The following is a 24,020-nucleotide window of genomic DNA, read 5'->3' as shown; positions in this document are numbered from 1 at the left end:
CTGATTGCTGATTTCACGACTGCTGCGCAGCCGAGCGGGAGCAAGCTCCCTCGCCACACAAGCCTCGCTCCTACAATAAAGACAATAGGGGTCATCATGGATCAACCCAGTGCAAGCCCGCAGCGCAGCTATACCCGTGGTTCCCAGGACAAAGCCTTGCTGGCGATGACCATCGGTCAGGCGTTCGATAACACGGTCGCGCAATACCCGAACGGGGAGGCGTTGGTCGTGCGTCATCAACAGCTGCGCTACACCTGGCAGCAGCTGTCAGAGGCCGTCGACGTGCACGCCAGAGCATTGTTGGCGTTGGGCTTGCAGGCCGGTGACCGGCTCGGTATCTGGGCGCCGAATTGTGCCCAGTGGTGCATCAGCCAGTTCGCCAGCGCGAAAATCGGCGTGATTCTGGTCAATATCAATCCGGCTTACCGCAGCTCCGAACTCGAATACGTGTTGAAGCAGTCCGGGTGCCAATGGCTGGTCTGTGCCGGCGCCTTCAAGACCTCCGACTATCACGGCATGTTGCAAGGACTGGTACCGGAACTGGCGGAGCAATCCATCGGCCAGTTGCAGAGCGAACGTCTGCCGGAACTGCGCGGGGTGATCAGCCTGGATGCGCAGCCGCCGTCGGGTTTCCTGCCGTGGTCGCAGCTGACTGATCTGGTGGCCAGCGTGTCGGCCGAGCAATTGCGCGAACGCCAGGACAGCCTGCATTTCGACCAAGCGGTAAACATCCAATACACCTCCGGCACCACCGGATTCCCCAAGGGCGCGACCCTCAGTCACTACAACATTCTCAACAACGGTTACATGGTCGGCGAAAGCCTCGGGCTGACGGCCAATGATCGGCTGGTGATTCCGGTGCCGCTGTATCACTGCTTCGGCATGGTCATGGGTAATCTTGGCTGCGTCACCCACGCCAGCACCATGATTTACCCCAACGACGCCTTCGATCCCTTGCTAACGCTGAGCACCGTCGCCGAAGAAAAAGCCACCGCGCTTTACGGCGTGCCGACCATGTTCATCGCCATGCTCGATCAGCCCACGCGCGCCGAGTTTGATTTGTCGAGCCTGCGCACCGGGATCATGGCCGGGGCGACCTGCCCGATCGAGGTAATGCGCCGGGTTATCAGCGAAATGCACATGAGCGAAGTGCAAATTGCCTACGGCATGACGGAAACCAGCCCCGTGTCTTTGCAGACCGGTCCGTCAGACGAACTGGAACTGCGCGTCACCACCGTCGGCCGCACCCAGCCGCAACTGGAAAGCAAAATCATCGACGAGGCGGGCAACCTGGTGCCACGCGGCACCATCGGCGAGCTGTGTACTCGGGGCTACAGCGTGATGCTCGGCTACTGGAATAACCCGCAAGGCACCGCCGAGGCTATCGATGAGGCGGGCTGGATGCACACTGGCGATCTGGCGAGCATGAACGACGAAGGCTACGTGTGCATCGCCGGGCGTAACAAGGACATGATCATCCGCGGCGGTGAGAATGTTTATCCAAGGGAGTTGGAAGAGTTCTTCTTCACCCACCCGGCGATCGCCGACGTGCAGGTGATCGGCATTCCTTGCTTCCGCTACGGCGAAGAGATCGTCGCCTGGATCAAATTTCACCCCGACCACAGCGCCACCGAGCAGGAGCTGCAAGCCTGGTGCAAGGAGCGCATCGCGCACTTCAAGACGCCGCGTTACTTCAGGTTCGTCGAGGAGTTTCCGATGACGGTGACGGGGAAGATTCAGAAGTTTCGGATGCGCGAGATCAGCATTGAGGAGCTCAAGGTAAACGAACGGTAACCCAATCCCTGTGGGAGCGGGCTTGCCCGCGATGGCGTCAGACCAGTCGACATCAATGTTGAATGTTCCGGCCTCATCGCGGGCAAGCCCGCTCCCACAGGAGACGTGGAAACCTGAACGACAGAAAGCACAAAGGGGAGCCGAAGCTCCCCTTTAATTTTGTCGTTACGTGCTCTTTTTTTATTATTGAGGGGCGGTCTGTTGTTGTTTTTGGCAACCGTGGCCCTTTACCGCTGTTTTTGTCGATCCCCATCCGGGATCAAGAGCAAACGTATTTTTTTGAGCGCTGATCTACTTTTTCGCTAAGCGATCCAACCAGTTCAGGAGCTACCTGAAGGTAGTTTTATTGTTCTCTGCCCGGTTGCGGGTTACTTCGAAAAGCACCCTGAAAAGCACATCCTCTCCAAAAAAATCTGTTAGCTGCGTCTCTGCCGTGTTGTTCTTGTTATGTCAGAGTCGTTACGTCTTATTTTTATTGGTTTGCAGTTTTTATTCTTGTTATGCCATAGAGATAGCAGAAGCCGTGCCAACTTTTAAAAACCCTTTAAATTCAATGCTTTGAGTTTTTAGTAGGATTTTTCATCCAACCTGAACCCGACAATTTGTTTCCGTGTTACTCGTTTCCGCCCACGTTTCAGAACACGCGGTAACACCTGGACACATTCACACTGTCACTGTGCGCTGCGGGCCTTGGCCACGCGCGAACCGGTAGGGCGCCCGAGCACTGCGCAAATCTGTTGGCCGGCCCGAATCAAGGCATCCAGGTCGATTCCGGTCTCGATACCCAGGCCGTTGAGCAGGTAAACCACGTCTTCGGTCGCGATATTACCGCTGGCGCCCTTGGCGTACGGGCAGCCGCCGAGGCCGGCAATGGAGCTGTCGAACACCGCGATGCCTTCCAGCAGGCTGGCGTAGATATTGGCCATGGCCTGGCCGTAGGTATCGTGAAAGTGCCCGGCCAGTTTTTCACGTGGCACATCGGCCGAAACCACTTCGAACATCTTGCGGGTCGCGCCAGCGGTGCCGGTGCCGATGGTGTCTCCCAGCGAAACCTCGTAACAGCCCATCGCATAGAGCTCGCGAGCGACTCGGGCGACTTGTTCCGGTGCAATGTCACCTTCATAAGGGCAGCCCAGCACGCAGGACACGTAACCGCGCACACTGACGCCGTGTTGTTTGGCGGCGTCCATGATCGGCACGAAGCGCTCCAGGCTCTCGCTGATCGAGCAATTGATGTTGCGCTGGGAAAACGCTTCGGACGCTGCGGCGAATACGGCGACTTCCCTGACCCCGGCGGCGATGGCGTCCTCAAAGCCCCGCAGGTTGGGGGCGAGGGCACCATAGGTCACGCCCGGCTTGCGCTGGATTTGCGCGAAGACCTCGGCAGAACCGGCCATTTGCGGCACCCATTTGGGCGAGACGAAACTGCCGACTTCTATATAGCCAAGGCCTGCGGCGGTCAGCGCGTCGACCAGTTGCACCTTGTCCGCAATGCTGATGGGCTGGGCTTCGTTTTGCAGACCGTCGCGAGGGCCGACTTCGACCAGGCGTACGTGGGTGGGTAGGGACATGGGAATCGACCTGTGCTGATTGTCTGAATGCTGGGAAAACCCTGTGGGAACTGTGTAGATCTACTGGACCGCTTGCTGGCTCTTGATCGTTTGCTCCAGCGCCTGGGTGCAGCGCTCTTCAGCCGTGTCGAGTTCCAGTTTCATCTGTTCGATGTCCAGCAGTTGCTGTTCGAGTTGTTCTCGACGTTCGGCGATTTTCGCCAGCATGCTGTGCAGTTGCTTGGTGTTACCGCTGGAGGGGTCATAGAGCTCGATCAGCTCGCGGCATTCAGCCAGGGAAAAACCAATGCGCTTGCCCCGCAGGATCAGCTTCAGGCTGACCTTGTCACGGGGCGAATAAATGCGCTCCTGGCCACGACGCTCGGGGCTGAGCAGGCCTTGCTCTTCATAGAAGCGAATGGCCCGGGTGGTGATGTCGAGCTCACGGGCGAGGTCGGAAATGCTATAGGTCTGGCTGCTCATGGAAGCGCTCGAAAAAGGTCATGGCGCTAAGCTAATGGCAGGTTGACGTTTACGTCAAGGGGCATGGATCTTCGGTGTGCTTGCGGGCCTCATCGCGAGCAGGCTCGCTCCCACAATAGATCTATGGTGAACACAACATTTGTGTAAAACAGAGATTCCCTGTGGGAGCGAGCCTGCTCGCGATGAGGGCGCTGCGGTGCAAAGCCCTACACCTTATCGAGCTTCTTCTCATGCGCCGTGACCTGTTGGCACAACTCGATCATCTGCTCGCGCATCCAGCGGTTGGCCGGGTCCTGGTCGGTGCTTTCGTGCCAGTAGAGGTGGGTTTCCACCGGCGGAACTTCTTTGACCGGCAAGTTCACCGAGTACAAGTCATGGCGACGGGCGAAGCGTTCCGGCACGGTCATGACCATATCCGTCTGCTGCAACACCTGGGACGCCATCAGATAATGCTGGGAGCGCAGGGCGATCTTGCGCTGGATGCCCATTTTGCCCAGGGCCAGGTCGACATAGCCCAGACCGCTGCGACGGCTGGAGATATGGATGTGGGTCAGGGACAGATAATCATCGAGGGTGAATTTGTCTTTGCCTGCCAGTGGATGGCCCTTGCGCATGGCGCACACGTAACGGTCCTCCATCAACTTGACGTGACGCACCTGCGGGTCGGTGTTGAGTGGCGCATCCACCGCGAAATCGAGACGCCCGGCGGCCAATTCCTTGGTGGTCTCACGCCGTTTGGACAAGAAACTTTCGATGATCACCGTCGGCGCCAGGCGTCGCAGGCGCTGGAACAGCGGCGGCAGGATCACCGCTTCGGTGAGGTCGGTCATGCTGATGCGGTAGGTCTTGACCGCCTGCAGCGGGTTGAAGATGCGGCTTTCCTGCACCGACACGCGCAGCAAGGAGAGGGCATTGCGCACGGGGCCAATGATGTTTTGCGCCATTGGCGTCGGCACCATGCCTTGGGCAGTGCGCACAAAAAGCGGATCGTTGAAGGTCTCGCGCAGGCGGGCCAGAGCGTTCGAGACTGCCGGTTGAGTAATGCCGACAATTTGCCCGGCGCGAGTCAGGTTGGCTTCGGTGTAGATCGCGTCGAAGACGATGAAAAGGTTGAGGTCGACCTTGCTCAGATTCATTGCGCTGCACTCTCTGCTTCTTGTTTTAGGAAGGTGGCTCTATCAGTCGATCATATATCGGTGATGAATGTTAATACACGCCGAGAATAGGCTAGGTAAATTATCAACGCTGTTCTAGCATCGATTGCATGCCCTGAACAACCTCCCTTAAGTAAGAAGGTAGCTGCCCATGGATTTCGCTTATTCGCCCAAAGTGCAAGAACTGCGTGAGCGCGTGACCGCGTTCATGGACACCTACGTTTATCCCGCTGAAGCGGTGTTCGAACGCCAGGTCGCCGAGGGCGATCGCTGGCAGCCGACGGCGATCATGGAGGAACTCAAACTCAAGGCCAAAGCTGAAGGCCTGTGGAATTTGTTTCTGCCTGAATCCGAACTCGGCGCCGGCCTGACCAACCTCGAATATGCGCCATTGGCGGAAATCATGGGCCGCTCGCTGCTGGGCCCTGAACCGTTCAACTGCTCCGCGCCAGACACCGGTAACATGGAAGTGCTGGTGCGTTACGCCAATGAAGAACAGAAGCAACGCTGGCTCGAACCGCTGTTGCGCGGCGAGATCCGCTCGGCGTTCGCCATGACCGAGCCGGACGTGGCCTCGTCCGACGCTACCAACATGGCCGCCCGCGCTGTGCGTGATGGCGACGAATGGGTAATCAACGGCAAGAAATGGTGGACCTCAGGGGCCTGCGATCCACGCTGCAAGATTTTGATCTTCATGGGCCTGAGCAATCCGGATGCACCGCGCCATGCGCAGCACTCGATGATTCTGGTGCCGGTGGATGCCCCGGGCGTGAAGATTGTGCGTCCGCTGCCGGTGTTCGGTTATGACGACGCGCCTCACGGTCACGCCGAAGTGCTGTTCGAGAACGTTCGGGTGCCGTATGAAAACGTCCTGTTGGGTGAAGGACGCGGCTTCGAAATTGCTCAGGGTCGCCTCGGCCCAGGCCGGATTCACCACTGCATGCGTTCAATCGGCATGGCCGAGCGTGCGTTGGAGCTGATGTGCAAACGTGCGGTCAACCGCACTGCGTTCGGCAAACCCCTGGCGCGCCTGGGCGGTAACATCGACAAAATCGCCGACTCGCGGATGGAGATCGACATGGCGCGACTGCTGACGTTGAAAGCCGCGTACATGATGGACACCGTCGGCAACAAGGTGGCGAAGAGCGAAATCGCGCAGATCAAAGTCGTCGCGCCGAACGTCGCATTGCGGGTGATCGACCGGGCGATCCAGATCCATGGCGGGGCAGGGGTTTCCAACGATTTTCCGCTGGCCTACATGTATGCCATGCAACGCACCCTGCGCCTGGCCGACGGCCCGGACGAAGTGCACCGCGCGGCGATCGGCAAGTTCGAGATCGGCAAATATGTGCCTAAAGAGATGATGCGTAGCGGTCAGTAAAACGGGTGGGCTTTTGTGGCGAGGGAGCTTGTCGGAACGCCGCACCGTCCCGCTGGGGCGCGAAGCGGTCCTGAAATACGGCAACCCGGTTGTTTCAGATGTACCGGGTTGTCTGGTTTCGCGCAGCGGGCACTGACAGGCACCGCGTCATCGTTCATCGCGGGCAAGCTCGCTCCCTCAGTTGCAGTGGTGTTCACAGATTTTGTGTACGACACGGACACTGTGGGAGTGGGCTTGCCCGCGATGGCGTCGGCCCATTCAGCCCATAAACATCAGATTCAATACACCCAAACCTCAACCCGCCGATTCTTGATCCGCCCCTCATCCCCGCTGTTGGTCGCCACCGGCATCTCGGCGCCGAAACCGCGAATCTCGCGAAACACCACGCCACTTTTCACCAGTTCTCGCCGCACCGCCATGGCCCGCAGTTTCGACAGCAAGTCCGCCCGCGCCGGGTCGCTCTTGGCGTCGCCAAACCCTACCAGCGTCACCTGTCGATTGGTTTTGTCGTGCTGCTTTATATAGTCGAGCACCCGCGACAGGTCCTGTCGGGCCTTGTTGTCCAGCGTCGCGCTACCTTCTTCGAAACGGAAATTCACCGTCAGCCGCTGGGCATGACGGCTGAGTGCCTGATAACCCTCGGGCATCAGCGCATTCGGTGTGACTGCCATGGCCTGAACGGTCTGCGCGATAAAGCCATTGGCCGCAACGATCGCCTGACCTTTGCTGCTTTGGGCAAACTTCACCAAGGCCTGGGCCCAGGGGTTTTTCCCGGTCGGCGGTAGGTAAAAGAACAGTCGGCGGGACAGCGGGTAATCTTCCGTCGCGATCAGGCTATTGAGCGGCAGCATGGCCTGGGAGTCGCCATCGATAATGGCCACGGCTTTGGCCTGGCGCACATAAGGCAAACCGATGAAGCCAATGCCTTGCGGGTCCAGACTGACCGCGTCGGACAATTGTTCGCTGGATTCGAAGCGTTTCGCGTTGCCGCTCAGGGTTTTCCCACGTGGGCTGAGGACCAATTCCTTGAACGTGTCATAGGTGCCCGATTGATCATCCCGCGCATAGAGATGAATCGTCCCACCGGTGCCGCCGAGTTCTTCCCAGGTTTTCGCTTCGCCGCTGAAAATTCGCGCCAGTTGTACCGTATTGAGTTGCTTCAGCGGGTTGTGCGGATGAAGGATGATTGCCAATCCGTCGATGGCGATGACTTGCTCGGCAACCGGGCTTTTCAGGTCGCCCAGCGGCTCAAGATCCAGCCGTTCGCTGTCCTTGATCGGGCGCGAGGAGGCCGCGAGATCGGCGGAGGCGATTTTCAGGGCTTTGAACCCTGTGCTGGAACCGTGGGCCGCGACCTCCACTTCGACTCGACGCCCCTGAACGGTTTCGCCGACGATGCGTTGTTCGTTGGCTTTGTCCGGGGCTTCGCGATGAACCTTGAGCAGGCCCTGTTCACGCATCAATCCCTCGACCAGCGCCGGGCTTAATGCCGCACCAATGGTGTTGGAGCCCTGGATGCGCAGCACCGGGCCACGTTCGGGTGTCGGCAAGTCGCCGGCCGATACCGTTAACGGCAGCAGGGCGGCGAGCATCGACAGAAACAACACGCGCAGCGTCATGCCGGCACCTGATAAGCCTGGGAAAGTGCCGGGAGAATAAGTCAGTAAGGTTTCTGAACGATGACAGTTACCAAGTGTGGGAGCGGGCTTGCTCGCGAAGGCGGTCGATATTCAACATTGATGTCGACTGACCCACCGCCTTCGCGAGCAAGTCGAATCGTCGCACCGCCGCTCCCGCATTAGCTTTGTGCAGATTTTTAGGATCAGCTCAACTCAAGCCAGATCGGCGCATGATCGGAAGGTTTTTCCATCCCGCGCAGATCGTAATCCACGCCGGCATCCTTCACTCGCGGCAACAACCCATGGGACGCCATGATCAAGTCAATCCGCAGCCCGCGCTTGGGCTCATCTTCAAAGCCGCGGCTGCGGTAGTCGAACCAGCTGAAACGGTCGGCAACATCCGGGTTCAAGTGACGGAAACTGTCGACCAGACCCCAATTCTTCAGGCGGGCCATCCATTCGCGTTCTTCGGGCAGGAAGCTGCATTTGCCGGTTTTCAGCCAGCGTTTCATGTTGTCCGGGCCGATGCCGATGTCGCAGTCTTCCGGGGAAATATTCACATCGCCCATCACCACAATCGGCTGGTCGTTGCTGAACTGGCTTTCCAGCAATTGCTGCAAATCGCTGTAGAAACGTTCTTTGGCCGGGAATTTGGTGGGGTGATCGCGGCTTTCACCCTGTGGGAAATAGCCGTTCATGATGGTCACCGGCACGCCATTGGCGTCGGCGAAAGTGCCCCAGATGAAGCGCCGCTGAGCGTCTTCTTCATCGGTGACGAAGCCTTTGTACAGCGCAATCGGCTCCTGACGCGACAGCAGGGCGACGCCGTAGTGACCTTTTTGCCCATGGAAATACACGTGATAACCCAGCGCTTGGACCTCAGCCAGGGGGAACTGATCATCGTGGACCTTGGTTTCCTGCAACCCGATCACGTCCGGTTGATGTTTCTCAATCAGCGCCGCCAGCTGATGCGGGCGAGCGCGCAGCCCGTTGATGTTGAAGGAGACGATCTTCATGGTCGGCAGTCCTGGCAAAAGTGCGATGCTAGCTGACATGTAGGAATGGGGCCAGCCTTGGGGTGAGGGGATTCGTCGTGTTCTGTCAGAGATGTGTTGGCAGATCGGGCCTCTTCGCGGGCAAGCCACGCTCCCACAGTGTCCGTGGCGTACACAAAGTCTGCGAACGCCACTGAAACTGTGGGAGAGATGTGCTAGCAGATCGGGCCTCTTCGCGGGCAAGCCCGCTCCCACAGTGTCCGTGGTGTACACAAAATCTGTGAACGCCATGGATACTGTGGGAGCGAGGCTTGCCCGCGAAGGCGTCAGCCCAGTCGATGAAGATCCTGGCGTGGTCTATACCTTGTCTGGGGAACTGTGAAGCCACCCAAAGGCTCGTACCAATAAGAACGTGGCCTTCTGAGCCGCGCCCAGGGGAGATCTGCCGTTATGCCCGAAACCTCGACCGTCATCGCCGATATTCACATGCTCGACAGCGGCTACTCCCGCGAAGCACGCTCCCTGTTGTACCAGGCGTACCGGCACGAGCCGACGTTCGGCTACCTGTTCGAAGCCGAACGCCCTGGTTATGAACAACGGGTACGGGCGACGGTGCGCGAACTGGTCAAACAGCACTTTTTGCAGGATTTGCCGGCCATCGGCCTGCTGGTGAATGATCGCTTGATCGGCATCGCTCTGATTGCACCGCCGCAACGTCGCCTGGGCATTACCGAAAGTTGGGCCTGGCGCCTGCGGATGGTGCTCAGCACCGGTTTTCGTTGCACCCGACGCTACCTCGATTACCACGCCGCCGTAATGGCCTGCGTGCCGTCCGACTCCGTGCATGTTTTGCCATTGCTGGGGGTTCATCCGCAATTCCAGGGCAAGCACTTCGGCGAGCAACTGCTGCAAGCGGTCCATAACTGGTGCGCGGTCGATGAGCACTCACAGGGCGTGATCCTCGACACCGGGAATCCTCGTTATCTGGAGTTCTATAAGCGTCAGGGCTACGAGGAAATCGGTGAAGTGGCCGTAGGACCGATTCGAGAGCACGTATTTTTCCACGCCAACCCGCAGGTGTTACAAACGGCAACGGCATAACAGTAGAACTTTCGCGGCAGGTCAGGCTCTATCAGGCCCCCAGGCTCGTGATAGCATCCGCGCTATGAAGTTTTCCGGAAGATTTACCAGCGGCGTGTTGATACTGATTTCCAGCTGCGCGGCGCTGGCGCAAAGTGAATTGGATGTGCGGATCAAACCGTCCAACGATGAACTGAAGGCCAATATAGAAGGCTATATCGGTAGCCTCGGCGATCGCGATGAAGAAGCCTTGCAACGCTTCAGTCGCGGCGCCGAAGAGCAGGCGCGCAAGGCTGCCCAGGCCTTGGGCTATTACCAGCCACAGATTGAAAGTGACGTGAAGGGCGGCAAGACGCCGCGCCTGGTGCTGAATATCGACCCCGGCGAGCCGATCCATTTGCGCAACGTCACGGTGCGCATCGACGGCCCGGCGGCCTCGTTCAAATCCTTTCGTGTACCGAAAAGCGACCTGCTGAAACCCGGCGCAGTGCTTAACCATGGCCGTTACGAAGACGCCAAGCGGCTGATCCAGAACCAGGCCTCGCGCTATGGCTTTTTCAGTGGGCGCTTCACCCGCCAGAAACTCTTGGTGGACCCGCGTGCCGGCGTCGCCGACATCGAATTGATCTACGACAGCGGCCCACGTTATGCGCTGGGCAAAGTCAGTTTTGAAGGCGACACGCCGTTCGACGAAGACCTGCTGCAACGCATGGTGCCGTTCAAGGCTGGTGCGCCCTATGACTCCGAACTGATCGCCGAACTCAATCAGGCGCTGCAATCGAGCGGCTATTTCGAGGGCGTGCGCGTGGACGCGGCGCCGACCGCGTCCAAGGACGACGTGATCCCGGTGGCGGTCAAACTGGAAACCCGCAAGCCACGGACCATGGGGCTCGGTCTGGGCTTTTCCACCGACGTCGGTCCACGGGTCAAAGCCAACTGGACCCGCCATTGGGTGAATCCTCAGGGGCACAGCTATGGCTGGGAGGCCGAGATTTCGGCGCCACGGCAGAACGTCGGGCTGTTTTACGACGTTCCGCTGGACCCACCATTGACCGACAAACTGCGCTTCGCCGGTGGTTATCAATATGAAGAAATCGCTGGCACCGACACCCTCAGCAAACTGCTGACCCTCGGCCCCGAGTGGCACAGCAAGCTGCCCAGCGGCTGGCAGCGGGTGGTGTCGCTCAAGTGGCAACGGGAGGAATACCAACTCGGTGACGATTCGGGGCTCAGTAACTTGCTGATGCCCGGCGTGAGCTATTCGTACCTGAAAAGCGACAACCGCATCGATCCGCACAACGGCTATCGCCTGCAATTCGAAACCAAAGTCGCCAAGGAAGGATTGGGTTCGGACACCAACCTGGTCTACGGTACGGCGCTGGTCAAAGGCCTGACCACGGTCTTCGACAAACACCGCTTGCTCGGTCGGGTGCAGGTCGGCGGCAGCGCCACCAACGGCTACAAATCGGTGCCGCCGTCCTTGCGCTTCTTTGCCGGTGGCGATCAGAGCGTGCGCGGTTACGATTACCAGAGCCTGTCCCCGGAAAACTCCGATGGCGACCGTATCGGTGGCCGCTACATGGTGGCCGGCAGCGTCGAGTATCAATACTCCATCGCCGAAAAATGGCGGGTCGCTACCTTCATCGACCAGGGCAACTCCTTCAACACACTCGAACTGCCGAACCTGAAGACGGGTGTCGGTATCGGCGTACGCTGGGTTTCGCCGGTGGGGCCGATTCGCCTCGACCTGGCTCACGCGATGGACGACGACGGCGGCATTCGACTGCACTTTTCCATGGGGCCTGAGCTGTGAAGCGTGGTTTGAAAATAACGCTGCTGGCGATTCCGGCGCTGCTGATGCTGATCGTGCTGACACTGGTCACCGTGCTGGGCACTCCGACGGGCAGTCGCTGGGCGCTCGGCTTTGTGCCGGGGTTGACCGTGGAGAATTTCCAGGGCCGTTTGGGCGGGCAGTGGAGCGCCGATCATCTGGTGTGGCAGCAAGACAGCAGCCGGGTTGAGCTGAACAAAGCGATTTTCGCCTGGTCGCCGCTGTGCCTGACGCGCATGACGCTGTGCATCGAGCAATTGCAGGCCGAGCAGGTCAGCCTGCAATTCCCGCCGGGCGTGGAAGAGCAAAGCAGCGGCCCGATCAGTCTGCCGGACTTGAAATTGCCGCTGGCCATTGAATTGGGCGACGTCAAAATCGGCCGCCTGCTGTTCAACGGCAGTGAAGAACTCAAGGGGCTGCAACTGGCGGCGCACTGGACCGAGAAGGGTTTGCAGATCGACTCGGTGCACTTGCAGCGTGATGAACTGAGCCTGAACCTGTCCGGCCTGTTGCAACCGAGCGGTAACTGGCCGCTGACCGCTGAAGGCAAACTGACCTTGCCGTCGCCGGGTACCGAGCCATGGGCACTGGCCCTGAAGGTCGACGGTGATTTGCTGAAAACCCTGAACTTGAAAGCCGACAGCAGCGGCTACCTGAACGGCCAACTCACTGGCGAGCTGCAACCGCTGGTGGAAAACCTGCCGGCCAAAGTGCGGATCACCGCCGACGGCTTCAAGGCCAGCGCCGATCTACCGGATACCTTGCAACTCAATCAACTGGAACTCACCGGCAACGGCGACCTGAAAAACGGTTACCAGTTGCTCGGCAAAGCCACGCTGCCTGCAGAACTTGGCCCGGTTGCGCTGTTGCTGCAAGGCAAGGTCGACGCCAAGGGCGCGCAGATCGCCGGCCTCGACCTGACGGCCAACGACAAACAAAGCCTCAAGCTCACAGGGCTTGTGGACTGGAGCAAAGGCCTGAGTTTTGATGCAAAAATCGACTGGCTGGATTTCCCGTGGCACCGTCTCTATCCGCTGATCGACGAGCCGCAAGTGGCGCTGCGCAGCTTCAACGGTGAAGTCTCCTACACCGACGGCAATTACATCGGTAACTTCAAAGCCGCACTGGATGGCCCGGCCGGGGCGTTCAGCCTGAACAGCCCGTTCAGTGGCGATCTGACCAAAATCCACCTGCCGCAATTCAAACTCGAAGCCGGGCAGGGCAAGGCCGAAGGGCACCTGAACCTGCAGTTTGCCGACGGTATCGCCTGGGATACGGCGCTGGACCTCTCGGCAATCAACCCGGCGTACTGGCTCGCGGAGTTGCCGGGCACCTTGGCTGGGCCATTGCGCAGCAAAGGCGAGATGAAGAACGAAACGCTCAGCCTGACCGCCGACCTGGACTTGAAAGGCAAGCTGCGTGGGCAACCGGCGGTGTTGCAAGCCAAGGCCGATGGCGGCGGCGAGCAATGGAACCTCAGCGCGTTGCAGATTCGACTCGGTGACAACAGCATCAATGGCCAGGGCAGCCTGCAACAGAAACTCGCCGGCCGGATCGACATCAAGATGCCGCGTCTGGCCCAGCTCTGGCCGCAACTGCGCGGGCAGCTCAATGGCCGGGTCGATGTCGCCGGCACGCTCAAGGCGCCACAAGGCAAGGTCGGCCTACAAGGCACGCAACTGGCCTTCGAAGACAATCGCCTGCAAAGCCTCAATCTGGACGCCACCCTCGACAGCGCCCAGCGGGCGAAGATCGACCTCAAGGGCAGCGGCATTCAGACCGGCGACACGTCACTGGGCACGTTGACCGCCAGCGGTCAGGGCGACATCAAAAATCAGAAACTCGCCCTCGACCTGCAAGGACCGAAGCTGAAACTGGCGCTCGGTCTCGACGGCACGCTGGACAAGGGCAATTGGCGCGGGCGTCTGGCCAGTGGCGATATCCAGGCGGGCGGTCAGGACTGGAAGCTGCAAAATCCGGCGAAGCTCGAGCGACTGGAGGACGGCAAAATCAACTTCGGCGCCCATTGCTGGATGTCCGGCCCGGCCAGCCTGTGCGGCGAAGACCAGCGCTTGATGCCCGAGCCGAAGCTGCGTTATCACCTCAAGCAGTTCCCCATTGACAGCCTCGCGCAATGGTTGCCGAAGGATTTTGCCTGGCAGGGCAAGCTCAATGCCGACCTGCAACTGGACTTGCCGGCCAGCGGCCCGAACGGCCAGATCAGCATCGACGCCAGTGGCGGCACCTTGCGTATGCGTGAGAAGGAGCAATGGCTGGATTTCCCGTACCAGACCCTGAAACTCACCAGCAAACTCACGCCAAAACGCATCGACACCGACCTCAACTTCGTCGGCGGCAAACTCGGTGAACTGATGGTTCAGGCGCAGATCAACCCGCTGCCGAAGAACAAACCGCTGACCGGTTCATTCCGCCTCAGTGGTCTGGACTTGTCGGTGGCGCGGCCGTTTGTGCCGATGGTCGAGAAACTCACCGGGCATTTGAGCGGCAGCGGCACATTGTCCGGCGGACTGCTGGCGCCGCTGGTCAATGGCAACCTTGAGCTGCGCGACGGTGAAATCTCCGGGCCTGAACTGCCGATGGCGCTCGAAGCCTTGCAACTTCAAGCCGTGATTGCCGGCGAAACCGTGCAACTGAACGGCGGTTGGAAAAGCGGCAAGAGCGGGCAGGGCAGTCTCAATGGCAACATCGCCTGGGGTCAGGCGCTGGTCGTGGATCTGGCGCTCAAGGGCTCGCACTTACCGGTCACTGTCGAACCCTACGCCGCGCTGGAAGTCGCGCCGGACCTGAAGATCTCCATGAAGGACGACAGACTGGCAATCGTCGGCAAAGTGCTGGTGCCCAAGGGTGAAATCACCGTGCGGGAGCTGCCGCCGTCCACGGTCAAGGTCTCGGATGACACGGTGATCGTCGGTCAGCAGACTGAAGAGGGCAAACCGCCGATGGCCATGGCGATGGACATCGATGTGGTGGTGGGGGAAGAGAAACTGAGTTTTACCGGGTTTGGCCTGACCGCCAACCTGCAAGGTCATGTGCACATCGGTGACAACATGGACACCCGAGGCGAGCTCTGGCTCAACGACGGGCGTTATCGCGCCTACGGTCAGCGGCTGACTGTGCGCCGGGCGCGGCTGCTGTTTGCAGGTCCCATCGATCAGCCGTACCTGGACATCGAAGCGATTCGCCAGACCGACGACGTGATCGCCGGCATTCGCTTGAGCGGCAGTGCCGAGCAGCCGACCACGCAGATCTTTTCCGAACCGGCGATGAGTCAGGAGCAGGCATTGTCCTATCTGGTGCTGGGGCGTCCGCTGAGCACTACCGGTGAAGACAACAACATGCTCGCCCAGGCCGCGCTCGGGTTGGGTTTGATGGGCAGTTCGGGGGTGACCAGCGGGTTGGCCAAGGATTTGGGCATTCAGGACTTCCAGCTCGATACCCAAGGCAGCGGCACCAGCACCGCCGTGGTGGCCAGCGGCAACATCTCGGAAAAACTCAGCCTGCGTTATGGCGTCGGGGTGTTCGAGCCGGCCAACACCATCGCCTTGCGCTACAAACTGAGCAAAAAGGTCTACCTCGAAGCCGCCAGCGGCGTGGCCAGTTCGCTGGACATCTTCTACAAGCGGGATTTCTAACCCCGCGTTTTCTTCCAGATACCGCGTCGCCCCCAATCGCGGGCAAGCCCGCTCCCACAGGTTCAGCGAGATCCTTGTGGGAGCGGGCTTGCCCGCGATGGCGTCAGAGTGTTCACCGCAGAATCCATCGCCATTTATCAATCAAATACAAAGCAACCTAACTATTGCATTGACATTCTCTGCCTAGGCAGTAACATCTCGACATACATTCTCTGCCTAGGCAGCTAATTGGTGGTCAGATGAAACATTTCTCCTCATACGATTTCCATAATTGCCATCTCGGCCTTTTGCTCGGGCGCGCCGCGCTGCTCAAGGACCGGATCATCGACACGCACATGGAACCCCACGGCATCACCGCCGCGCAGTTCAAAGTGCTGATCATCATGGCCCAGTTCGGCGTCGATACCCCGGCCGAGCTGTGCCGTCACCTGTCGCTGGACAGCGGTTCGATGACCCGCATGCTCGATCGTCTGGAACAGAAAGGTTTCCTCGCCCGCCAACGCTCCGAGGCTGACCGGCGTCAGGTTCAGTTGGTGCTGACCGAACAGGGCCAGCAGCTGACCGACCAGTTGCCGCAGATCGGCGCCGACGCCATGAATGAACTGGCCGGCGCCATCACCCCGGAAGAACTGAAAACCCTGGAACAAATCCTGAAGAAAATTCTGGTAGCCGCGGGTGACTCGATCACCCTGCTGCGGGTAGGTGGCCATGAACAGTAAAAGCCTGCGTAGCGGCCTGAGCCTGGTGCTGTTGGCCATGAGCCTCGCCGGTTGTGCCAGTTACAGCGGCCTGACCACCGAAGGCGTCAGCCTCGATGCGAAGAATCTCAAGGCCGGGCAATCCCTCAACGGCGTGACACTGTCGTCCGCCGCGTGGCCAAAAAGCGACTGGTGGAAAAGCCTTGGCGATCCGCAACTCGATGGCCTGATCCGCGAAGCCCTGCACGACAGCCCCGACATGCAAATCGCCGACGCCCGCGCCCATCAGGCCAGCGCCGCTGCCTATGCCGCCGACGCCGCGCGGATGCCGACCCTGGATGCCAGCGCCGGCGTCAGCCGTTCGCGTCTGGCTCGCGATCAGGACCCGAGCGGGCAGGGCGGTACCTATTCCACCGTGCGTAATCTCGGTGCGAGTTTCAATTACAACTTCGACCTTTGGGGCGGTCAGCGTGATGCCTGGGAAGCCGCATTGGGCCAGGCCCGTGCCGCCGAAGTCGATCAGCAGGCTGCGCAACTGACCTTGTCCGCCGACGTCGCCCGCGCTTACAGCGATTTGGGGCAGGCGCACATCATCCATGACCTGGCCAGCGAAGACCTCAAGCGCACCCAACAAATGCTCGACCTGAGTCAGCGTCGCCTGAGCTCGGGGATCGACAGCCAGTACCAGTTCCAGCAGACCGAAAGCCTGGAAGCCAGCGCCGAAGCCAGCCTGATCGACGCCGAGAAACGCCTGCAAAGCGCGAAAATCGCCTTGGCCGTGCTGCTGGGCAAAGGTCCGGATCGTGGTAACGAAATTGCCCGACCGAAAGTTCTTCAGGCAAGCGCCGTGGCTTTGCCGTCGGTGCTGCCGGCGGAATTGCTTGGTCGTCGTCCGGACTTGGTGGCGGCACGCTGGCGGGTTGAAGCCGCGAGCAAAAACATCGCGGCAGGCAAGACTCAGTTCTACCCCAACCTCAACCTGAGCGCGGCGGCGGGTGTCGAGTCGTTGCTGGGCGATGCGATGTTCGGTTCCGCCAGTCGCTTCTTTAACGTCGCGCCGACGATCTCGGTGCCGATTTTCGACGGCGGCCGTTTGCGGGCCGACCTCGATTCCCGCGACGCCGACTACGACCTCGCGGTGGCGCAGTACAACAAAAGCCTGGTGAAAGCCCTGGGCGATGTCAGCGACACCCTCAACCAATTGCGCGATATCGGCCGGCAAATCGGCGCCCAGCAGCACGCCACCGACATTGCCCAGGATTCTTACAACACCGTGGTCCAGCGCTACGGCTCCGGCATCGGTAATTACCTGGACGTGCTCAGCATCGAGCAGCAATTGCTCCAGGCCCAGCGTCAGCTGGCCAACCTGAATGCCGAGCAGATCGACTTGTCGATTCAACTGATGCAGGCGCTGGGCGGCGGCTTCCAGGGCGAAACCCTGACCGCAGCCAACGCAACCCCAGCCACGCAGCACAACTAATTCAAGGTACCCGTCATGGCCACTGTCGATACATCCCAAGCCCCTGACAACACTCAAGACACGAGCAATCCACGCAAACGCCAAGTGATGCTGTTTGTACTAACCATCGTGGTGATCCTCGCCGGACTCGGCGTCTGGGGTTATCACCAATTTTACGGTCGCTGGAACGAAAGCACCGACGACGCCTATGTGAACGGCAACGTGGTGGAAATCACCCCGCTGGTCACCGGGACCGTGGTCAGCATCGGTGCCGACGATGGCGATCTGGTCCACGAAGGCCAGGTGCTGGTCAACTTCGATCCGAACGACGCCGAAGTCGGTTTGCAAAGTGCCCAGGCCAATCTGGCCCGCACCGTGCGTCAGGTGCGCGGTTTGTACAGCAACGTCGACGGCATGAAAGCCCAGGTCAATGCACAGCAGGCCGAGGTGCAAAAGGCGCAAGACAACTTCAATCGGCGGAAAAACCTCGCCGCTGGCGGGGCGATCTCTCAGGAAGAGCTGTCCCACGCCCGCGATGACCTGACCTCGGCGCAAAACGCCCTGACCAATGCCAAACAACAGCTCATGACCACCAGCGCGCTGGTGGATGACACCGTGGTGTCGTCGCACCCGGACGTGATGTCCGCCGCCGCGCAATTGCGCCAGGCCTACCTGAACAATGCCCGCAGCACGTTGATCGCGCCGGTCACCGGTTATATCGCCAAACGCACTGTGCAACTCGGTCAGCGAGTTCAGCCGGGCACGGCGCTGATGGCGGTGATCCCGCTGGATCAGCTGTGGATCGACGCCAACTTCAAGGAAACCCAACTGCGTGACATGCGCATCGGTCAGCCGGTAGACATCGAGGCCGACCTCTACGGCAGCGACGTCAAATACAGCGGCACCATCGACAGCCTCGGCGCCGGGACTGGCAGCGCATTTGCATTGCTGCCGGCGCAGAACGCCACCGGTAACTGGATCAAGATCGTCCAGCGGGTGCCGGTGCGGATTCACATCAATGCCGAAGAGCTGGCCAAGCACCCATTGCGGGTCGGCCTGTCGACTCAGGTCGATGTGGACCTGCGCGACCAGAGCGGCCCGGTGCTGGCGCAACAGCCGCCGCAAAAGGCGTCGTTCAGCACCGGCATCTACGACCGTCAGTTGGCCGAGGCCGACGCGATGATCACCCAGCTGATCCACGACAACAGCGCCGCGGTCAGTAAAACCGTTCAACGCTGACACCGACCCTGGGAGCGAGCCTTTGTGGCGAGGGAGCTTGCTCCCGCTGGGTCGCGAAGCGACCCCAAAAGCTTTGCGACTGCTGCGCAGCCGAGCGGGAGCAAGCTCCCTCGCCACAAAGGCTCGCTCCCACAAGGTCAGCTGCGTCAGTAACAGGCGCTGCGCCAATCAGGTTTCAAAGGATTTGCGATGAGCAATAACGCGTCTTTCACGCCGCCCAGCCTGCTGCTCAGCACGATCGGCCTGTCGCTGGCGACCTTCATGCAGGTGCTCGACACCACCATCGCCAACGTGGCCTTGCCGACGATTTCCGGCAACCTGGGCGTGAGTTCGGAGCAGGGCACCTGGGTCATCACCTCGTTTGCCGTAAGCAACGCCATTGCGCTGCCGCTGACCGGTTGGCTCAGTCGGCGTTTCGGTGAGGTGAAGCTGTTTCTCTGGGCGACGATGCTGTTCGTGCTGGCCTCGTTTCTCTGCGGTATCTCGACCTCGATGCCTGAGCTGATCGGCTTTCGGGTGCTTCAAGGTCTGGTGGCCGGGCCGTTGTACCCGATGACGCAGACGCTGTTGATTGCCGTCTATCCGCCCGCCAGGCGAGGCATGGCCTTGGCGTTGCTGGCGATGGTCACGGTGGTGGCGCCGATTGCTGGGCCGATCCTCGGCGGCTGGATTACTGACAGCTACAGCTGGCCGTGGATTTTCTTTATCAACGTGCCGATCGGTGTTTTTGCGGTCATGGTCGTGCGCTCGCAGCTCAAGGCGCGGCCGGTGGTGACCAGTTACCAGCCGATGGATTACGTGGGTTTGATCACGTTGATCATTGGCGTCGGCGCGTTGCAGGTGATCCTCGACAAGGGCAATGACCTGGACTGGTTCGAGTCGAACTTCATCCTGATCGGCGCGGCTATTTCAGTGATTGCGCTGGCGGTGTTCGTGATCTGGGAAATGACCGACAAGCATCCGGTGGTCAATCTGCGGCTGTTCGCTTACCGTAATTTCCGCATCGGCACCATTGTGTTGGTGCTGGGTTACGCCGGGTTCTTCGGCATCAACCTGATCCTGCCGCAATGGCTGCAAACCCAGATGGGCTACACAGCCACTTGGGCCGGACTGGCGGTGGCACCGATCGGCATTTTGCCGGTGGTTTTGTCGCCGTTTGTCGGCAAGTACGCGCACAAATTCGACCTGCGCCTGCTGGCCGGTGGCGCGTTCCTGTGCATCGGTTTTAGTTGCTTCATGCGCGCCGGGTTTACCAACGAAGTGGACTTCCAGCACATCGCTTTGGTGCAGCTGTTCATGGGCATTGGCGTGGCGCTGTTCTTCATGCCGACCCTGAGCATTTTGATGTCGGATTTGCCACCGAGCCAGATTGCCGACGGCGCGGGGCTTGCGACCTTCCTGCGGACCTTGGGCGGTAGTTTTGCGGCATCGTTGACCACCTGGATCTGGATTCGCCGGGCCGATCAGCACCATGCGTATCTGAGTGAAAGCATTACCACCTATGAGCCGACGACCCGGGACGCCTTGAATGCGTTGGGCGGGGCGGGCAACCCAGCCTACGCGCAACTGGATCATGTGCTGACCAGCCAGGCGTACATGCTCTCCACCGTGGATTACTTCACGTTGCTGGGGTGGGCGTTCATGGGGTTGATTCTGCTGGTGTGGCTGGCGAAACCACCGTTTGCGGCGAAGGCGGGGCCTGCTGCTGCCGGTCATTGAGATAAACACAAACCCCTGTGGGAGCGGGCTTGCCCGCGATAGCGGAATCACATTCAACAACGTTGTTGACTGATCCATCGTCATCGCGGGCAAGCCCGCTCCCACAGGTTCTTGTGTTCGGCCGTTAGTTTGCGGGTGCGGCCAGCTGCGGCGGCGGGGTGAAGTCAAACGGCGCCAACGCAAACCCTTGCTCATCGACCTGCAACGCCCAACCCTGACGATCCCAATCCCCCAACACAATGCGTTTGGCCGCCTGCTCGCCAATCTGCAACTTGTGGATGGCGGGGCGATGGGTATGGCCGTGAATCAAGGTTTTCACGCCATATTGCTGCATGACCCGCGGCACTTCTTCTGGCGTGACATCGACAATGTCATTGGCCTTCATCCGCGTCTGTGCACGGCTTTCGCTGCGCAGCTTGCGCGCCAGTTTATGACGAGTGCGCAAGGGCAGATGCCGCAGAATGAACAGGGTGATCGGGTTGCGCAGGTAACGTCGCAGCTTCATATAGCCGACGTCACGGGTGCAGAGGCTGTCGCCGTGCATCAACAGCACTGGCTCGCCGTAAAACTGCACGACACTCGGGTCTTTCAACAACGTGCAACCGGCCTGTTTGCAGAAGGTCTGGCCAAGCATGAAGTCGCGATTGCCGTGCATCAGAAATATGGCCGTGCCGCTGTCGCTGAGTTCGCGCAGGGCCTGGCAGATGGAACGCTGGAACGGCGTCATGGCATCGTCGCCAATCCACGCCTCGAAAAAGTCGCCCAGAATGTACAACGCACTCGCTGAGCGGGCACGTCTAGCGAGCAAATCCAGAAACGCCCGGGTAATGTCCGGGCGCTCCTCTTCCAGATGCAAGTCTGAAATCAGCAGTATCACTCAATGATCTCGGCTTTCTCGATGATCACGTCTTCTGCTGGCACGTCCTGGTGGCCGGACTTCATGGTGGTGGAAACACCTTTGATCTTGTCGACTACGTCAGTGCCTTCGACTACTTTGGCGAATACGGCGTAGCCCCAACCCTGAGTGGTTTTACCACTGTGGTTGAGGAAGCTGTTGTCAGCCACGTTGATGAAGAACTGGGCGGAAGCCGAATGCGGCTCCATGGTGCGGGCCATGGCTACGCTGTACTTCACGTTCGGCAGGCCGTTGTCGGCTTCGTTCTGGATGCTTGGGCGCTTGTCTTTCTTTTCTTTCATGCCTGGCTCGAAACCGCCGCCCTGGATCATGAAGTTGCCGATGACGCGGTGGAAAACAGTGTTTTCGTAGTGACCGGCTTTAACGTACTCGATGAAGTTGGCCACGGTGATCGGGGCTTTCTCAGCGTTCAGCTCCAGGACGATGTCGCCATGGTTGGTGGTCAGTTTGACTTGGGTCATGATCATCACTCTTTATGAGGTAAAGCGTTTTCTATGAATTCGTGGGTTTCGGGGCGTTCAGGCCCTCAACCAGTCCGGCCAGTGTCGGCCAAGGCAGGCAGTTTAGCGTGCCGGGCGCGAATTTCGAGGCTGTTTTTCATTGCCAGCCGATTAAATGCAACCGATTGCCGGCCCGCTCTGTCAGCCACTTGACAGCATCGGCTATGATAAGCCCCTTTGATTTATAACAGCCGCTTTGATTTGGCCAACTGGCCGCGCACTTGTACGTTCAAGGATCCTATGAGCAAGCCCACTGTCGACCCTACCTCGAATTCCAAGACTGGCCCTGCCGTGCCGGTCAATTTCCTGCGCCCGATCATCCAGGCGGACCTGGACTCGGGTAAGCACACGCAGATCGTCACCCGTTTCCCGCCTGAGCCCAACGGCTACCTGCACATCGGTCACGCCAAGTCGATCTGTGTGAACTTCGGTCTGGCCCAGGAATTTGGCGGCGTCACGCACCTGCGTTTCGACGACACCAACCCGGCCAAGGAAGACCAGGAATACATCGACGCGATCGAAAGCGACGTCAAATGGCTGGGCTTCGAATGGTCCGGTGAAGTGCGCTATGCCTCGCAGTATTTCGACCAGTTGCACGACTGGGCGGTAGAGCTGATCAAGGCCGGCAAGGCTTACGTCGATGACCTGAGCCCTGAGCAAGCCAAGGAATACCGTGGCAGCCTGACCGAGCCGGGCAAGAACAGCCCGTTCCGTGACCGCTCCGTGGAAGAAAACCTCGACTGGTTCGCCCGCATGCGCGCTGGCGAGTTCCCGGACGGCGCACGCGTGCTGCGGGCCAAGATCGACATGGCCTCGCCGAACATGAACCTGCGCGACCCGATCATGTATCGCATCCGTCACGCGCATCACCACCAGACCGGCGACAAGTGGTGCATCTACCCGAACTACGACTTCACCCACGGTCAGTCGGACGCCATCGAAGGCATCACGCACTCGATCTGCACCCTGGAGTTCGAAAGCCACCGTCCGCTGTACGAATGGTTCCTCGAGAACCTACCCGTGCCGGCGCAGCCGCGTCAGTACGAATTCAGCCGTCTGAACCTGAACTACACCATCACCAGCAAGCGCAAGCTCAAGCAACTGGTCGATGAAAAGCACGTTCATGGCTGGGACGATCCGCGCATGTCCACGCTGTCGGGTTTCCGCCGCCGTGGCTACACGCCGAAATCGATCCGCAACTTCTGCGAAATGATCGGCACCAACCGTTCCGACGGCGTGGTCGATTTCGGCATGCTCGAATTCAGCATCCGTGACGACCTCGACCACAGCGCCCCGCGTGCCATGTGCGTGTTGCGTCCGTTGAAAGTCGTGATCACCAACTACCCGGAAGGCCAGGTCGAAAACCTCGAATTGGCGTGCCACCCGAAAGAAGACATGGGCGTGCGCGTTCTGCCGTTCGCCCGTGAGCTCTACATCGACCGTGAAGACTTCATGGAAGAGCCGCCAAAAGGCTACAAACGCCTGGAACCTGCTGGCGAAGTGCGTCTGCGCGGCAGCTACGTGATTCGCGCCGACGAAGCGATCAAGGACGCCGATGGCAACATCGTCGAACTGCGTTGCTCGTATGACCCGGAAACCCTGGGCAAGAACCCTGAAGGCCGCAAGGTCAAAGGCGTGGTGCACTGGGTGCCGGCCGCGGCCAGCGTCGAGTGTGAAGTGCGCCTGTACGATCGCCTGTTCCGTTCGGCCAACCCTGAGAAGGCCGAAGACAGCGCCAGTTTCCTGGACAACATCAACCCTGACTCGCTGCAAGTCCTCACCGGTTGTCGTGCCGAGCCTTCGCTTGGCAATGCACAGCCGGAAGACCGTTTCCAGTTCGAGCGCGAAGGTTACTTCGTCGCGGATATCAAGGACTCGAAACCCGGTCATCCGGTGTTCAACCGTACCGTGACCCTGCGCGATTCGTGGGGCCAGTGATTCAGCGTTAA

The 24,020-nt window shown here is 59.8% G+C and carries 17 protein-coding genes; 10 read left to right on the top strand and 7 right to left on the bottom strand.

The genetic code is table 11. The features are described from left to right. Window positions 1-96 precede the first annotated feature (96 nt). Window positions 97-1,794, top strand: a complete 1,698-nt coding sequence (locus tag ACZ3HH_RS03120) for an AMP-binding protein (protein ID WP_465802696.1) — start codon at window positions 97-99, stop codon at window positions 1,792-1,794. A 671-nt stretch (window positions 1,795-2,465) separates the two neighbouring features. Here the strand turns inward: ACZ3HH_RS03120 and ACZ3HH_RS03115 are convergent. The 3 genes from ACZ3HH_RS03115 to ACZ3HH_RS03105 form a co-directional block, all read right to left on the bottom strand. Continuing rightward, the gene (locus ACZ3HH_RS03115) at window positions 2,466-3,365 is read right to left on the bottom strand and encodes a hydroxymethylglutaryl-CoA lyase (RefSeq protein ID WP_465802695.1); all 900 of its coding nucleotides are present in this window, start codon (window positions 3,363-3,365) and stop codon (window positions 2,466-2,468) included. Window positions 3,366-3,425: 60 nt separating this feature from the next. After that, on the bottom strand, window positions 3,426-3,827 hold the full coding sequence (locus ACZ3HH_RS03110; RefSeq protein WP_008068244.1) for a MerR family transcriptional regulator: 402 nt from the start codon (window positions 3,825-3,827) through the stop codon (window positions 3,426-3,428). 206 nt (window positions 3,828-4,033) lie between these two features. Continuing rightward, complete coding sequence (locus ACZ3HH_RS03105; protein ID WP_030130891.1) at window positions 4,034-4,963, bottom strand: LysR family transcriptional regulator; 930 nt, start codon at window positions 4,961-4,963, stop codon at window positions 4,034-4,036. A gap of 169 nt (window positions 4,964-5,132) precedes the next feature. On the opposite strand from ACZ3HH_RS03105, the gene ACZ3HH_RS03100 reads away from it, so the two are divergent. After that, on the top strand, window positions 5,133-6,362 hold the full coding sequence (locus ACZ3HH_RS03100; protein WP_095053146.1) for an acyl-CoA dehydrogenase: 1,230 nt from the start codon (window positions 5,133-5,135) through the stop codon (window positions 6,360-6,362). Between the two features lie 278 nt (window positions 6,363-6,640). Here ACZ3HH_RS03100 and ACZ3HH_RS03095 read toward each other — a convergent pair whose 3' ends face one another. Both ACZ3HH_RS03095 and xthA read right to left on the bottom strand, forming a co-directional pair. Next, on the bottom strand, window positions 6,641-7,981 hold the full coding sequence (locus ACZ3HH_RS03095) for a substrate-binding domain-containing protein (protein ID WP_465802694.1): 1,341 nt from the start codon (window positions 7,979-7,981) through the stop codon (window positions 6,641-6,643). Between the two features lie 203 nt (window positions 7,982-8,184). Then, on the bottom strand, window positions 8,185-8,997 hold the full coding sequence (xthA, locus tag ACZ3HH_RS03090; protein WP_447792877.1) for an exodeoxyribonuclease III: 813 nt from the start codon (window positions 8,995-8,997) through the stop codon (window positions 8,185-8,187). A gap of 429 nt (window positions 8,998-9,426) precedes the next feature. Here xthA and ACZ3HH_RS03085 point away from each other — a divergent pair, with 429 nt between their 5' ends. The 7 genes from ACZ3HH_RS03085 to ACZ3HH_RS03055 all read left to right on the top strand — a co-directional run bounded on the left by ACZ3HH_RS03085 (window position 9,427) and on the right by ACZ3HH_RS03055 (window position 20,655). Then, window positions 9,427-10,077 carry a GNAT family N-acetyltransferase gene (locus ACZ3HH_RS03085; protein WP_123358310.1) on the top strand — a complete coding sequence of 217 codons (651 nt, stop codon included), beginning with the start codon at window positions 9,427-9,429 and terminating at the stop codon, window positions 10,075-10,077. Between the two features lie 64 nt (window positions 10,078-10,141). Further along, window positions 10,142-11,869: an autotransporter assembly complex protein TamA gene (locus ACZ3HH_RS03080; protein ID WP_465802693.1), complete on the top strand. Its 1,728-nt coding sequence runs from the start codon at window positions 10,142-10,144 to the stop codon at window positions 11,867-11,869. Next, window positions 11,866-15,540 (top strand): translocation/assembly module TamB domain-containing protein, encoded by a 3,675-nt coding sequence (locus tag ACZ3HH_RS03075; RefSeq protein ID WP_465802692.1) that lies wholly within the window; start codon window positions 11,866-11,868, stop codon window positions 15,538-15,540. The genes ACZ3HH_RS03080 and ACZ3HH_RS03075 overlap by 4 nt, the downstream gene beginning before the upstream one ends. A gap of 239 nt (window positions 15,541-15,779) precedes the next feature. Beyond that, window positions 15,780-16,259: a MarR family winged helix-turn-helix transcriptional regulator gene (locus ACZ3HH_RS03070; RefSeq protein ID WP_123358313.1), complete on the top strand. Its 480-nt coding sequence runs from the start codon at window positions 15,780-15,782 to the stop codon at window positions 16,257-16,259. Further along, window positions 16,249-17,718 carry an efflux transporter outer membrane subunit gene (locus ACZ3HH_RS03065; protein WP_465802691.1) on the top strand — a complete coding sequence of 490 codons (1,470 nt, stop codon included), beginning with the start codon at window positions 16,249-16,251 and terminating at the stop codon, window positions 17,716-17,718. The genes ACZ3HH_RS03070 and ACZ3HH_RS03065 overlap by 11 nt, the downstream gene beginning before the upstream one ends. Window positions 17,719-17,733: 15 nt before the next feature. Continuing rightward, window positions 17,734-18,936: an EmrA/EmrK family multidrug efflux transporter periplasmic adaptor subunit gene (locus ACZ3HH_RS03060; RefSeq protein WP_465802690.1), complete on the top strand. Its 1,203-nt coding sequence runs from the start codon at window positions 17,734-17,736 to the stop codon at window positions 18,934-18,936. Window positions 18,937-19,125: 189 nt separating this feature from the next. Then, the gene (locus tag ACZ3HH_RS03055) at window positions 19,126-20,655 is read left to right on the top strand and encodes a DHA2 family efflux MFS transporter permease subunit (protein ID WP_465802689.1); all 1,530 of its coding nucleotides are present in this window, start codon (window positions 19,126-19,128) and stop codon (window positions 20,653-20,655) included. A gap of 124 nt (window positions 20,656-20,779) precedes the next feature. Here the strand turns inward: ACZ3HH_RS03055 and lpxH are convergent, their stop codons facing one another. Together lpxH and ACZ3HH_RS03045 are read right to left on the bottom strand one after the other, a co-directional pair. Then, window positions 20,780-21,532, bottom strand: coding sequence for a UDP-2,3-diacylglucosamine diphosphatase (lpxH, locus tag ACZ3HH_RS03050; RefSeq protein ID WP_465802688.1), 753 nt, complete (start codon window positions 21,530-21,532; stop codon window positions 20,780-20,782). Then, a complete protein-coding gene (locus ACZ3HH_RS03045; RefSeq protein ID WP_465802687.1) occupies window positions 21,529-22,032 on the bottom strand; it encodes a peptidylprolyl isomerase in 504 nt (167 codons plus the stop codon). Before ACZ3HH_RS03045 ends, lpxH begins: the two co-directional genes overlap by 4 nt. A gap of 279 nt (window positions 22,033-22,311) precedes the next feature. Between ACZ3HH_RS03045 and ACZ3HH_RS03040 the strand changes: the two genes are divergently transcribed. Beyond that, window positions 22,312-24,009, top strand: coding sequence for a glutamine--tRNA ligase/YqeY domain fusion protein (locus ACZ3HH_RS03040; protein ID WP_465802686.1), 1,698 nt, complete (start codon window positions 22,312-22,314; stop codon window positions 24,007-24,009). Window positions 24,010-24,020 lie beyond the last annotated feature (11 nt).

The organism is Pseudomonas sp. PME37.24/025 (assembly GCF_055556615.1).
The sequence above is the reverse complement of the archived record's forward strand: the minus strand, read 5'-3'. Positions and strand labels throughout refer to the sequence as shown.

Excerpts from the sequence above, each read along its gene's own strand:
- ACZ3HH_RS03045 (WP_465802687.1), bottom strand. The coding sequence starts at position 22,032 with ATGACCCAAGTCAAACTGACCACCAACCATGGCGACATCGTCCTGGAG.
- ACZ3HH_RS03060 (WP_465802690.1), top strand. The coding sequence starts at position 17,734 with ATGGCCACTGTCGATACATCCCAAGCCCCTGACAACACTCAAGACACG.
- ACZ3HH_RS03065 (WP_465802691.1), top strand. The coding sequence starts at position 16,249 with ATGAACAGTAAAAGCCTGCGTAGCGGCCTGAGCCTGGTGCTGTTGGCC.
- ACZ3HH_RS03070 (WP_123358313.1), top strand. The coding sequence starts at position 15,780 with ATGAAACATTTCTCCTCATACGATTTCCATAATTGCCATCTCGGCCTT.
- ACZ3HH_RS03080 (WP_465802693.1), top strand. The coding sequence starts at position 10,142 with ATGAAGTTTTCCGGAAGATTTACCAGCGGCGTGTTGATACTGATTTCC.
- ACZ3HH_RS03120 (WP_465802696.1), top strand. The coding sequence starts at position 97 with ATGGATCAACCCAGTGCAAGCCCGCAGCGCAGCTATACCCGTGGTTCC.
- ACZ3HH_RS03085 (WP_123358310.1), top strand. The coding sequence starts at position 9,427 with ATGCCCGAAACCTCGACCGTCATCGCCGATATTCACATGCTCGACAGC.
- ACZ3HH_RS03055 (WP_465802689.1), top strand. The coding sequence starts at position 19,126 with ATGAGCAATAACGCGTCTTTCACGCCGCCCAGCCTGCTGCTCAGCACG.
- ACZ3HH_RS03105 (WP_030130891.1), bottom strand. The coding sequence starts at position 4,963 with ATGAATCTGAGCAAGGTCGACCTCAACCTTTTCATCGTCTTCGACGCG.
- ACZ3HH_RS03115 (WP_465802695.1), bottom strand. The coding sequence starts at position 3,365 with ATGTCCCTACCCACCCACGTACGCCTGGTCGAAGTCGGCCCTCGCGAC.
- ACZ3HH_RS03110 (WP_008068244.1), bottom strand. The coding sequence starts at position 3,827 with ATGAGCAGCCAGACCTATAGCATTTCCGACCTCGCCCGTGAGCTCGAC.
- ACZ3HH_RS03040 (WP_465802686.1), top strand. The coding sequence starts at position 22,312 with ATGAGCAAGCCCACTGTCGACCCTACCTCGAATTCCAAGACTGGCCCT.
- xthA (WP_447792877.1), bottom strand. The coding sequence starts at position 8,997 with ATGAAGATCGTCTCCTTCAACATCAACGGGCTGCGCGCTCGCCCGCAT.
- ACZ3HH_RS03100 (WP_095053146.1), top strand. The coding sequence starts at position 5,133 with ATGGATTTCGCTTATTCGCCCAAAGTGCAAGAACTGCGTGAGCGCGTG.
- ACZ3HH_RS03095 (WP_465802694.1), bottom strand. The coding sequence starts at position 7,981 with ATGACGCTGCGCGTGTTGTTTCTGTCGATGCTCGCCGCCCTGCTGCCG.